Below are 12,721 nucleotides of genomic sequence, written 5' to 3'. Positions count from 1 at the left end.
GATCTTTTGATCTACAAAAACCACAGCAAAAGATCGCAGCCTTCGGCAGCTCCTACAGCTATGGGCATAAGGCCATGTTGCTGTTGAACGAATTCCTCCAAACCCGCGTCATACACCTCCTTGGGCTACTGTAGGAAAACTACCGCCCAGCCCTGCGATTAGTCCTTACCACCCTATCCATGTTTAACTTGAACGTTCATTCAAGTTAAACCGGTGGTTCGCTGCCCGCTCACAACAGGAGGCTTGCCTTTGCTGAGTCCGATCATTTCAGCCACGATTCAACCCCTCGAGGTGCACGTTTCATGAGTGCATCGTCCACCCCCGCCAGTGGCCTGGTACGCATGAATCCGCCGGTGTTCTATTTCGCCGCGACGGTCATTCTGCTGTTTGGTCTCGTCGTCATTGCCATGCCGGAGCAGGCAGGTGCCTGGCTGCTGGAAGCGCAAAACTGGGCGGCCAACACGGTCGGCTGGTACTACATGCTCGCGATGACCCTGTATCTGGTCTTCGTGGTGGTCACCGCCTTATCCGGCTACGGCAAGATAAAACTCGGTGCCGACCACGACGAGCCCGAATTCAGTTACCTGTCCTGGGCCGGCATGCTGTTCGCCGCCGGGATCAGCATCACGCTGTTCTTCTTCTGCGTCTCTGAACCGCTGACTCATATGCTGCAACCGCCGCAAGGCGAGGCGGGCACGGCGGATGCGGCGCGTCAGGCCATGCAGATTCTGTTTCTGCACTGGGGCCTGCATGGCTGGGGCGTGTTCGCCTTCGTCGGCATGGCGCTGGCCTATTTCGCTTACCGCCACAACCTGCCACTCGCCCTTCGCTCGGCGCTGTATCCGCTGATCGGCAAACGCATCAACGGCCCGATCGGTTATGCGGTCGACGGCTTCGGCATCATCGCCACGGTGTTCGGTCTGGGTGCCGACATGGGCTTTGGGGTGCTGCACCTCAACTCCGGTCTCGACTACCTGTTCGGCATCGCTCACACCCAGTGGATTCAGGTCGGCCTGATCACGCTGATGATGGGCGCGGCGATTATCGTTGCCGTTTCCGGTGTCGATAAAGGCGTGCGGGTGATGTCCGACATCAACATGCTGCTGGCCTGTGCGCTGTTGCTGTTCGTGTTGTTCGCAGGTCCCACCCAGCATCTGCTCAACACCTTGATCCAGAACCTTGGCGACTACCTCGGCGCCTTGCCGATGAAGAGTTTTGACCTCTATGCCTACGATAAACCGAGCGACTGGCTCGGTGGCTGGACAGTGTTCTACTGGGCCTGGTGGATTGCATGGTCGCCGTTCGTGGGTTTGTTCATCGCACGGATTTCCCGTGGCCGCACCATCCGCGAATTCGTCTTCGGCGTGCTGCTGATTCCGCTCGGTTTCACCCTCGCGTGGATGTCGATCTTCGGCAACAGCGCGCTGGATCAAGTGCTCAACCACGGCATGAGCGCGCTGGGCATGTCGGCCATCGACAATCCGTCGATGAGCATTTACCTGCTGCTGGAAACCTATCCGTGGAGCAAAACCGTCATCGCCGTGACGGTGTTTATCAGCTTCGTGTTCTTCGTCACCTCGGCCGACTCCGGCACGGTGGTGCTCTCGACCCTGTCGGCCAAGGGCGGCAACCCCGATGAAGACGGGCCGAAGTGGCTGCGGGTGTTCTGGGGCGCGATGACCGCGCTGATCACCAGTGCGCTGCTGTTCTCCGGCAGCATCGATGCGCTGAAGTCAGCGGTAGTGCTGACCTCGTTGCCGTTCTCGTTGATCTTGCTGCTGATGATGTGGGGCCTGCACAAGGCGTTCTATCTGGAATCGCAGAAGCAGATCGCGCAACTGCATTCGCTGGCCCCGGTTTCCGGTTCGCGGCGCGGCACCGGTGGCTGGCGTCAGCGTCTGAGCCAGGCAGTGCACTTCCCGTCGCGTGACGAGGTGTACCGCTTCATGGACACCACGGTGCGCCCGGCGATTGAAGAAGTGACGGCGGTGTTCGTCGAGAAAGGCCTGAACGTGGTCACCCAGCCGGATCCGGCGAATGACAGCGTCAGCCTCGAAATCGGCCATGGTGATGCGCATCCGTTCATCTATCAGGTGCAGATGCGCGGCTACTTCACGCCGTCCTTCGCCCGTGGCGGTATGGGTTCAAAGCAGCTCAACAATCGCCGTTACTACCGCGCTGAAGTGCATCTGAGCGAGGGCAGTCAGGACTACGATCTGGTCGGCTACACCAAAGAGCAGATCATCAACGACATCCTCGACCAGTACGAACGCCACATGCAGTTCCTGCATCTGGTGCGTTGATTGGCAGTTGGGCGCCGGGACGTTTTACGACTCGGCGCTCAGCACCATGAACAACACCATCGCCGCCACCGGCACCCCGAACACCGCACTGCCAATGGCTAGTTCCGATCCCACGGACTGGCCGGCATGCACCACCCCCACCGCACCATTGATCACCGTCAACGCCAGCCACAGGGCGGCGAAGCCGTAGGCCATGGTCTGCCGGCTGAAGCCGATGCGCTCGCCGATGTAGAGCATCAGCGCGAGCAGGACCAGGCCGAAGAAGATGATGATGGCGGTGTGCATGGCGAGCTCTGTCTGGTGGATGGGTATTGCCTGAAAGACCGCTATCGCGAGCAGGCTCACTCCTACAGTGGAGCGCTCTGTGGTCAACCCCGTTCCCTGTAGGAGTGAGCCTGCTCGCGATAGGGCCACCTCGGTAGTCTTTAAAGCATAGCCAATCCAGCCCCCGCCATATTCATCAGGTGCTTTCGCGTTCGATGACTTGGCATTGCAGCAGGTTCAGGCGTTGCACCTCGTCGCTTGGTAATACCCCGAGACTTTCCAAAACACGCGTGGCGGCAAGCACGCCAATCTCCAGCGCCGGTGGTTTGATCGTGCTCAGGCTGGGCAAAAGCATCTCGGCGAAGGGGTAATCACCGAAGCCTAGAACGGCGCAGTTTTCGGGGATTTTAATACCTGCGCGTTGCCCGGCGAGCAAGCCGCCGGCGGCGAGGTTGTCGTTGGCGAAGATGATTGCATCGGGGCGCGGTGAGGCGTTCATCAGGGCATCCATCGCCTGTTTGCCGGCTTCGAACGGTGCGCGACCGGCATCGGGTGCGAACACCCAAGGCTCCCGGCCGGATTCGCGCAGGGTCGCGGCATAGCCGTCACGGCGCTCCAGTGCGCTGAGGTCTCCCGGCGCACTGTTCTGCACGAAGGCGATACGTTGGTAGCCTTTTCCCAGCAGATGTTTTGCCGCCGTCACGCCCACTTCAAAATGCGAAAAACCGATCTGCATCGGCTCGCGATCCGGTTGGTAATCCCAAGTCTCGATCACCGGCACATCGGCCTCGGTGATCATCTTTTCCGTGCCCGCGCTGTGAAAGTGACTGGTCAATACCAACGCCGCCGGCGACCAGCCAAGAAACGCACGCACGGCGTTTTCTTCTTGTTCAGTACTGAAGTAACTCGACGCCAGCAACAGTTGATAACCGTGACGACTGAGGGTATCGCTGAAGCCTTGAATGGTATTGGCGAAGATCGGCCCGGAGATGTTCGGAATCACCATGCCGACGATTTTCCCCCGTGCCGAGGCCAGCCCGCCGGCCACCAGATTCGGTACGTAACCCAACTCCGCCACCACTGCCGCAATCCGCTCGCGGCGTTCGGGCGAAACCTGTTCGGGCTGATTGAAATACCGCGACACGGTGATCGCTGACACCCCTGCCTCGCGGGCGACCGCATTGAGGGTCACGCGTCCGGCGCCACGGCGCTTGCGGGGCTTTTCTTCGCTCATGGTTCGATCCTTGTTAAAAACCAAATCGCATATAAAACTAATTTTTCAGTATTGGACGGTCTATGTGAGGTTGGCCAATATTAGCGATGTTAGCGCTAACAAAGCGCGTTGTCTGCTACTCGCTCGAGCGAATGCCCAAGACACCGATTCAGGCGCTGTCGTCGCAGAACGGCAGCGGATCAGGGCCAATTTCGAGCGGGCAGAACATGCACAACATTCCTGGGGCGACACATAAACTGGCGCAATCGATTCGCGCTGCTGGCTGGTTATTCACGGGGTTGGCGGCGCTGCCGTTGCCCAATGCATTCGCCGCTGAGAGCAGCGATCAGGAGCCAACGCTGAAGTCGGTAACCGTCACCGCGACCCGTCGCGAAGAGTCGCTGCAAAAAGTGCCGGTGGCGGTCTCGGTGATCGACGGCGAACAGCTTGAGCGCGACAACCGCAACGGCGTGGCGAGCATCGTCCAGCAAGTGCCATCGTTGAACTTCCGCACTGGCGCTTCGAACAAGGACACCTCGTTGTTCGTGCGCGGCGTCGGTACGATTTCCACCTCGCCGGGCGTCGAGCCGACCGTGGCAACTGTGATCGACGGCGTGGTGTATGCGCGTCCGGGTCAGGCCACCATGGATCTGCTCGATCTGGAACGCGTCGAAGTGTTGCGCGGCCCGCAAGGCACCCTGTTCGGCAAGAACGCCTCGGCCGGTGTGCTCAACATCACCAGCAAGGCACCCACCGCCGAAACCCACGGTTACATCGATCAGTCGTACTACAGCGGCAACGAAAGCCGCACGCGTTTCGGCATCGGCGGCAGCCTGATTCCGGACACATTGAAAGGCTCGATCAGCACGCTGTTCGGCAGCTACGACGGCAACGTCGACAACCAACACAACGGTCAGGAGGTCAACGGTTACAACCATCGCGGCGTGCGCGGCAAACTCGAATTCACCCCGAATGACGACGTCACCTTCACCCTGATCGCCGACTACATGCAGTCCCACGACGACGGCCCCAATGGCGTGGTCAGCAAGTCGCTGACCCCGGCCTTCGCCAATGCGCTGAGCCCGGCTTACGCCTCCAGCCACAACCGCGACATCAACACCGACACCCGCTCCCATGTCGAAGACACCAACAAAGGCTTGTCCGGCCAGCTCGACTGGCAATTGGGCGATTACACCCTGACGTCGATTACCGCGTGGCGTGGCTGGGACAACACGCAGTATCAGGACGGCGACCGTCTCGGCACGGTGACCGCAGCGTTCCCGGGCACGGCGGACAAGGGCGATCTGGCCTTCGATCAATACTCGCAAGAGCTGCGTCTGGCCTCGCCGAAGGGCGAATTTCTCGAATACGTCGGCGGCCTGTTCTACATGCACGGCAAGGACGAAGAGACCTATCAGCGCACGCTGACAACGACCACGCGCACCGATCGCGGCATCGCTGATTACAGCACCACCAGCGACAGTTATGCCGTGTTTGGCGAGAGCACGCTGAACTTCACGTCCGACTTTCGCGGCATCGCCGGCCTGCGCTACACCCACGATGATCTCGAATACGATCACCGCCGCGTTTCGACTTCGGCGACTACGGTCAGCGGCATTCAACCGGCCACCAGCAGCTCAGGCTCGGTCGACGAAGACGGCTGGTCCGGTCGTTTCGGTGTGCAGTACGACTTGAGCGATGCCGTCACCACTTACCTGACCTACTCGCGCGGCTACAAAGGCCCGGCCTACAACGTATTCTTCAACATGCAGCCGCGCGACACCGAAGCGCTTAAGCCCGAGACGTCCAACACTTGGGAGGCGGGGATCAAAGCCACGTCGTGGAACAATCGCCTGACCACCAACCTCGCGGTGTTCCACAGCGAGTACGACAACTACCAGGCGAATTTCTTCGACACCGTCGCCGGCCAGGTTGTGACGCGTCTGATCAACGCCGGCAGCGTCAGCACCGAAGGCGTCGAGCTCGATTACGCCTTGCAGGCGACCCAGCAATTGAAACTGTCCGGCGCACTGGCTTACACCCGCGCCCGCATCGACGAATTCGCCTGCCCGGCGGGCGCGGCGGCGTCGTGCAACGTCAACGGCAAACCGCTGCCGTTCAGCCCGGACTGGAAAAGCTACGTGCGCGCTGACTACACCATCCCGCTGGATAACGGACTGGATATCGAACTCGGCACCGACTACAGCTGGCAGAGCGAAGTGCAGTACGACATCAGCCAGAACGTCGACACCAAACAGGGTGCTTACGGCATCTGGAACGCCAGCATCGCACTGGCCGATTACACCAACGGCTGGCGGGTCGCGCTGCTGGGCAAAAACCTGGCCGACAAATCCTATTCGCCGGTCCTCGCCAGCGGTGGCAACTACATCTACCGCGCCGTGCCACGGGATGACGAGCGCTACTTCGGCGTGCAACTGCGCAAGGATTTCTGACGATGAGCAGACAGTTGAAACTCGGCGCATTTCTCATGGCCACCGGGCACCACGTGGCGGCGTGGCGTCATCCGCATGTGCCGGCGAATGCGGGTCTGGATTTCGCCCATTACAAGCGGTTGGCGCAGATCGCCGAGGCAGCGAAGTTCGATGCGCTGTTTGTTGCCGACAGCGTCGCCGCGCCGACCCAGGACATCGCCAGCCGCATGGCGCGCTCGGATCACTTTGAACCGCTGACCTTGCTCTCGGCCCTCAGTGCCGTGACCGAGCACATCGGCCTGATCGCCACGGCGACCACCAGTTACAACGAGCCGTATCACGTGGCGCGTAAATTCGCTTCGCTCGATCATCTCTCGGGTGGTCGTGCGGGGTGGAATCTGGTGACGTCGGACAATGCTGCCGAGGCGCTGAATTTCGGCCGCGACGAGCATATAGGCCACGCCGAACGCTACAGCCGTGCGCGCGAATTTCATCAGGTAGTCACCGGGCTTTGGGACAGTTGGGAGGACGATGCGTTTGTGCGCGACAAGGCCAGCGGGGCGTATTACGACCCTGCGAAATTGCACGTACTGAATCACGTCGGCGAGCACTTTCGGGTCAAAGGCCCGCTGAACGTTGCGCGCTCGCCGCAGGGGCAACCGGTGATTGTCCAGGCCGGCTCTTCGGAAACCGGACGCGAATTAGCGGCGCAGACGGCTGAAGTGGTGTTCACCGCTCAGACCTCCTTAGCCAATGCCCAGGCGTTTTACGCCGACCTCAAAGGACGTTTGCCCAAGTACGGTCGCAGCGCCGATTCGCTGAAAATCATGCCCGGGGTTTTTGTCGTGGTCGGCGGCACCGAAGCCGAGGCGCAGGAAAAATATGAAACGTTTCAGCAATTAGTCGAACCCGAGGTTGGCGTCGCCTTGCTTGGGCGTATGCTGGGCAACTTCGATTTATCGAAGTATCCGCTGGACGGCCCGTTGCCCGAATTGCCGCTGACGGAAAGCGGCCAGCAGAGCCGGCAGAAATTGCTGACGGAATTGGCGGGGCGGGAGAGCCTGAGCCTTGCTGAACTCGGTCGCAAGATTGCTGGCGGGCGAGGGCATTACAGCCTGGTCGGTACACCGGAGCAGATCGCTGATCGCTTGCAGGAATGGTTCGAACAGGGCGCGGCTGACGGCTTCAACGTGCTGGTGCCGCACCTGCCGGGCGGGCTCGAAGACTTCGCCAATAGCGTGGTCCCGGAACTGCAACGGCGTGGGTTGTTCAGAACTGAATACGAAGGCCGGACGTTGCGCCAGAACCTTGGTCTCGCTCGACCGAACAATAGATTTTCGTAAAACCCTTCGCGAGCAAGCTCGCTCCCACAGGAGACTGCATTCCAATGTGGGAGCGAGCTTGCTCGCGATGAAGTCGACACCCATTTCAAGACAGACAAGAGAGGATTCGATGACTTACACCGCTGCCGAAAATCGCTATGACTCCATCCCTTACCGCCGCGTCGGGCGCAGCGGTCTGGTGTTGCCGGCGCTTTCGCTCGGCCTGTGGCACAACTTCGGTGACAGCACGCCGATCGACACCCAACGCGCCTTGCTGCGCACCGCCTTCGACTTAGGCATCAACCACTTCGACCTGGCCAACAACTACGGCCCGCCGTACGGCAGCGCCGAGACCAATTTCGGTCGTCTGCTGCGCGAAGACTTCAAGCAGTACCGCGACGAACTGATCATCTCCAGCAAGGCCGGTTGGGACATGTGGCCCGGCCCTTACGGTCAGGGCGGCGGTTCGCGCAAATACGTGCTGGCCAGCCTCGACCAGAGCCTGCAACGTCTGGGTCTCGACTACGTGGATATCTTCTATTCGCACCGCTTCGACCCGGACACCCCGCTGGAAGAAACCGCCAGCGCACTCGCCACTGCCGTACAACAGGGCAAGGCGTTGTACATCGGTATCTCGTCTTATTCCGGGGTGAAAACCCGCGAGATCGCTGCGCTGCTCAAAGAGTGGAAAGTGCCGCTGCTGATCCATCAACCAGCGTACAACCTGCTCAATCGCTGGGTGGAAAAGGATCTGCTTGATACCACCGATGAACTCGGCACAGGCGTGATCGCGTTCACCCCGCTGGCGCAAGGTCTGCTCACCGACAAATACCTCAACGGCGTGCCGGCGGATGCGCGGGTCAATCGTCCGGGCGGTGGTTCGTTGCAGGCTTCGCACTTGTCCGAGGCCAACATTGCGCATGTGCGGGCGTTGAATGAAATCGCCAAGCGTCGCGGTCAGAGCCTGGCGCAACTGGCGCTGGCGTGGACACTGCGCGATCCACGGGTGACTTCTGCGCTGATTGGTGCGAGCCGGCCGGAGCAGATTATCGAGAACGTAGGGGCGTTGGAGAATTTGAGCTTCAGTGCTGAGGAGCTGGCGGAGATTGACCGGTTTGCGCAGGAAGGCGGGATCAATCTTTGGGAGAAGCCTTCGACGGCAGAATAAGCGACCCTCACCCCAGCCCTCCCGAAACGTCGGACCGCCCAGAGGGAGAGGGAGCCGACCGAGTTGTCTTGCGTCATACATCGACCTGAAATACCGAGTCGATTATGGATTCAGCAAAGCAATATCAGGTCGGCGTACCTCTAAAGCATCCCCCCATTCAGTCCCCTCTCCCTCCGGGAGAGGGTTAGGGTGAGGGGCTTTTGCTGTTCAGGGCTCAGCGAAAAAACGGCACATCCCCCAACACCGTCGCCCGCTGCATCACCCGTCGCGCCGGCCGATAGTCATCCACCGCGTAATGCTGCGTCACGCGGTTATCCCAGAACGCAATATCGTCCTGCTGCCAGCGCCAGCGAATGGTGAACTCCGGCCGTGTTGCATGGGCGAACAGAAACTTCAGAATCGCCTCGCTCTCGGTTTCCGACAGCTCATTGATCTTCGAGGTGAAGCCTTCGTTGACGAACAACGAGCGCCGGCCACTGACCGGGTGTGTACGAATCACCGGGTGCGACAGCGGTGGATTCTTGCGTCGGGCCTCTTCCCACTGCGCCAACGCTTCAGGCGTATTGCCGTAGCGCTCCAGCGGAAACGAGCGAGTGAAATCGTGAGTCGCAGTCAGCCCTTCAAGCAAGCTTTTCAGCGGCGCCGACAACGCTTCATACGCAGCAATCCCGCTGGCCCACAACGTGTCGCCGCCAAACTCCGGCAGCAACTTGGCGCTGAGCACCGCGCCCATCGCCGGCGTCGGCAGGAAGGTCACGTCGGTGTGCCAGATCGCATTGTCGCGCACGTCGGTGACGGCGGTGTCGAGGATCAGCACTTCCGGTTGCTCCGGTACGTTCGGGTAGATCGGGTGAATGTGCAGGTCACCGAAATAGGCGGCGAAACGCGCCTGTTGCGGCGGTTCGATTGGCTGGTTACGGAAGAACAAAACCTGGTATTTGAGCAGTGCCTGCTCGATCGCGTCGCGGTGTTCCAGGCTCAATGGCTGGCTGATGTCGACACCGCTGATCTGTGCGCCGAGGGCCGAGCTTAATGGGGTTATGTTGAGGCTGCTCATGGTCTTTCTCTTCAATTGCGGTCATCACCCTATGTAGGAGCTGCCGAAGGCTGCGATCTTTTGATCTTGATCTTTTTAAAAACAAGATCAAAAGATCGCAGCCTTCGGCAGCTCCTACACGGGGATTCAAAAAACGGGATGTGTCAGTGGGCCTGGCCGTGCCATGGCACCAGTTTGCGCTGCAGGGCGCGCAGGCCCATTTCCATGGCGAAGGCGATCAGAGCGATGACCAGAATCCCCAGCACCACCACGTCGGTGACCAGGAACTGCGCGGCCGACTGCACCATGAAGCCCAAGCCACTGGTGGCCGCGATCAGCTCCGCCGCGACCAATGTCGACCAACCCACCCCCAGACCAATGCGCACGCCAGTGAGAATGTCCGGCAGAGCGCTCGGCAAAATCACATGGCGAATCAGTTGTACGCGAGTCGCGCCCAACGACTGCGCCGCGCGCAATTTCGCTGGATCAACCGTACGCACGCCGGTGGCGGTAGCAATGGCAATCGGCGCGAAAATCGCCAGATAAATCAGCAGCACTTTCGACAACTCGCCGATGCCGCACCAGATCACGATCAGCGGCAAATAGGCCAGCGGTGGGATAGGGCGGTAGAACTCGATCAGCGGATCGAGCACGCCACGGGCAATGCGGTTGGCGCCGATGGCAATGCCCACCGGCACTGCGGTCAGGATCGCAAAACCGAGGCCCAGACCGATGCGACTCAGGCTTGCGCCGAGGTGCTGCCACAACGTCGAATCCATGTAGCCCGTGGTTGCCAGCAACCAGCCCTTTTGCAACACGGCGGACGGTGGCGGCAGGAACAGCGGCTCGATCAAACCGGTGGCGGTCACCGCCCACCAGATCGCCAACAATGCGAACAGCGTCAGCAGGCTGATCCAGCGTGTGCTGAGGCTGCGGCGAACGGGTATCGCCGCCGGTGCGCTGGCGGGTTTTACCGCTGCCGAGGAAACGTCGTAACTGCTCATGCGCGCTCCTGCCGTTGCGAGAACACTTTGCTCAGCACGTGTTCGCGGGTTTCGATGAAACGCGGATCGGATTTGATCGCACGGGCGGACTCGCCAGCGGCGTAACGCTGACCGAAATCCAGATGCAGGCGCTCAACGATCTGCCCCGGATTCGGCGCGAGCAGAATCAGGTCAGTGGCGAGGAACACCGCTTCTTCAATGTCATGGGTAATCAGGAAAACCGGCTTGGCGGTACGTTGCCAGACTTGCAGCAACAACTCCTGCATCTGTTCGCGGGTGAACGCGTCGAGGGCGCCGAAAGGTTCATCCATCAGCAATACACGCGGGTCAGCGGCGAGGGCGCGGGCGAGACCGACACGTTGTTTCTGGCCACCGGAGAGTTGCCAGATACGGCGACTTTCGAAACCGGATAGATCAACCAGTGCGAGCATTTCGCGGGCGATCTTTTCGCGTTTGTCCTTAGAGACACCGGCCAGCTCCAGACCGAACGCGACGTTGGCCAACACGTCCTGCCAAGGCAGCAACGCGTCGTCCTGGAACACCACGCCCCGTTCGGCGCTCGGGCCTTTGACCGGTACGCCGTCGAGGGTGATGCGCCCGGCGCTCGGTTCGACGAAACCGGCAATCAGGTTCAACAGCGAAGTCTTGCCACTGCCGGACGGGCCGAGGGCGACCAGCAATTGCTGAGGCCCGAGGGTCAGAGAAATATCCGCCAGCACCGGTGTCGGGCTGCCCGGGTACTGTGCGCTGATGCGCTCCAGCTGTAGCAAGGCCATCGCGGTTAACTCCCGATCAGTTGGTGATGTATTTGGCGCTGACGTACGGCGCGTAGTCCGGTAGAACGGCTTCGACCTTGCCCTGCTCCTTGAGGAACGCGGCGGTGTCGGTGATGGCTTTGGTGGTCGGCGCGCCGAGGGTGACAACCTGGTCAGCCGCCAGCGGGTAGACGTTGCCCTGCAGCAGCAATGGGATGTCGCTGGCCTTGGCACCGGAGAGTTTCACCAGTTTGTCGACGTTGGATTGATCGGCAAGCCAGGTTTTCGGGTCTTTGCGGTAGTCGGCGTAGGCGTCGAGGGTGACCTTGGCGAACGCGGTGACGATTTCCGGGTGCTTCTCGGCGAAGTCCTTGCGCACGATCCACGCATCAAAAGTCGGCGCGCCAAACTTGGCCAGCTCGCCGGAAGTGATCAGCACTTTGCCGTTTTCCTTGGCCACGCCCAACGCCGGATCCCACACGTAGGTGGCGTCGATGTCACCGCGTTTCCACGCGGCGATGATCGCTGGCGGCGCGAGGTTGAGCACGGTGACTTTCGATGGGTCGATGTTCCAGTGCTTGAGCGCGGCCAACAGGCTGTAGTGACCGGTGGACACGAACGGCACGGCGATTTTCTTGCCGATCAGATCCTGCGGGGTCTTGATGCCTGAGCCGTCGCGCGCAACCAGTGCTTCGGCGGCGCCGATCTGGGTGGCGATGAGGAAGGTTTCGACCGGGACTTTGCGGGTGATTGCGGCGGTCAGCGGGCTGGAACCGAGGTAGCCGATCTGCACGTCACCGGAAGCAATGGCGGCAATGATGTCGGCGCCGTTGTCGAACTTGCGCCAGGCGATATCGGCCTTGGTGGCTTTTTCGTAAGCGCCGTCGGCCTGGGCGACTTTCGCCGGGTCAACGGTGGTTTGGTAGGCGACAGTGAGGTCGGCGGCCTGAGCCAGAAAACTTGCAGCAGCCAGAGAGGCCACGGCGAGCAGGCGAAGCGGGAAATTCAGTTTCATTGAAGAGCTCCATATCAGGCGACCGAGCGTCGGCGTGAAAGGAGACTAAATGATCTAAGAATCAGTAAATAAATAACTTTTTAGAATGAGCTTATGAGCGGAAAAATCTAAGCGCGGGGAGGTTGTGGGCGGTTTGGATTTATTGGTTCGACTTTAGATTTTTTCCCCCTCACCCCAGCCCTCTCGCCCAAGGGGGCGAGGGGGGAAGG

General features: G+C 60.5%; 10 protein-coding genes. 4 read left to right on the top strand and 6 right to left on the bottom strand.

All coding sequences use genetic code 11. The features are described from left to right. Positions 1-341: 341 nt before the first annotated feature. Positions 342-2,303, top strand: a complete 1,962-nt coding sequence (gene betT, locus CQ009_RS21035) for a choline transporter BetT (RefSeq protein ID WP_163030199.1) — start codon at positions 342-344, stop codon at positions 2,301-2,303. 24 nt (positions 2,304-2,327) lie between these two features. Here the strand turns inward: betT and CQ009_RS21030 are convergent, their stop codons facing one another. Then, the gene (locus CQ009_RS21030) at positions 2,328-2,588 is read right to left on the bottom strand and encodes a hypothetical protein (RefSeq protein ID WP_064388994.1); all 261 of its coding nucleotides are present in this window, start codon (positions 2,586-2,588) and stop codon (positions 2,328-2,330) included. A 175-nt stretch (positions 2,589-2,763) separates the two neighbouring features. Beyond that, positions 2,764-3,801: a LacI family DNA-binding transcriptional regulator gene (locus tag CQ009_RS21025; RefSeq protein ID WP_105708553.1), complete on the bottom strand. Its 1,038-nt coding sequence runs from the start codon at positions 3,799-3,801 to the stop codon at positions 2,764-2,766. A gap of 206 nt (positions 3,802-4,007) precedes the next feature. Here CQ009_RS21025 and CQ009_RS21020 point away from each other — a divergent pair, with 206 nt between their 5' ends. The 3 genes from CQ009_RS21020 (at position 4,008) to mgrA (ending at position 8,702) form a co-directional block, all read left to right on the top strand. Beyond that, the gene (locus CQ009_RS21020) at positions 4,008-6,233 is read left to right on the top strand and encodes a TonB-dependent receptor (protein ID WP_105708661.1); all 2,226 of its coding nucleotides are present in this window, start codon (positions 4,008-4,010) and stop codon (positions 6,231-6,233) included. A 2-nt stretch (positions 6,234-6,235) separates the two neighbouring features. Further along, the gene (locus CQ009_RS21015) at positions 6,236-7,555 is read left to right on the top strand and encodes an LLM class flavin-dependent oxidoreductase (RefSeq protein WP_105708551.1); all 1,320 of its coding nucleotides are present in this window, start codon (positions 6,236-6,238) and stop codon (positions 7,553-7,555) included. A 109-nt stretch (positions 7,556-7,664) separates the two neighbouring features. Continuing rightward, the gene (gene mgrA, locus CQ009_RS21010; RefSeq protein ID WP_064388991.1) at positions 7,665-8,702 is read left to right on the top strand and encodes an L-glyceraldehyde 3-phosphate reductase; all 1,038 of its coding nucleotides are present in this window, start codon (positions 7,665-7,667) and stop codon (positions 8,700-8,702) included. 214 nt (positions 8,703-8,916) lie between these two features. On the opposite strand, the gene tauD is transcribed toward mgrA, so the two are convergent. From tauD to tauA, 4 genes are all read right to left on the bottom strand, one after another. Next, positions 8,917-9,759: a taurine dioxygenase gene (tauD, locus tag CQ009_RS21005; RefSeq protein ID WP_105708548.1), complete on the bottom strand. Its 843-nt coding sequence runs from the start codon at positions 9,757-9,759 to the stop codon at positions 8,917-8,919. 143 nt (positions 9,760-9,902) lie between these two features. Continuing rightward, positions 9,903-10,742: a taurine ABC transporter permease TauC gene (tauC, locus tag CQ009_RS21000; protein WP_064388990.1), complete on the bottom strand. Its 840-nt coding sequence runs from the start codon at positions 10,740-10,742 to the stop codon at positions 9,903-9,905. After that, positions 10,739-11,518, bottom strand: coding sequence for a taurine ABC transporter ATP-binding subunit (gene tauB / locus CQ009_RS20995; protein WP_064388989.1), 780 nt, complete (start codon positions 11,516-11,518; stop codon positions 10,739-10,741). Before tauB ends, tauC begins: the two co-directional genes overlap by 4 nt. A gap of 16 nt (positions 11,519-11,534) precedes the next feature. Beyond that, entirely contained in the window at positions 11,535-12,512 is a 978-nt protein-coding gene (gene tauA, locus CQ009_RS20990; protein WP_105708546.1) for a taurine ABC transporter substrate-binding protein, read from the bottom strand. Positions 12,513-12,721 lie beyond the last annotated feature (209 nt).

Source organism: Pseudomonas sp. MYb2 (assembly GCF_002979955.1).
Classification (GTDB): domain Bacteria; phylum Pseudomonadota; class Gammaproteobacteria; order Pseudomonadales; family Pseudomonadaceae; genus Aquipseudomonas.
Note: the sequence above shows the minus strand (reverse complement) of the source record. Positions and strands in the feature narration are given on the sequence as shown.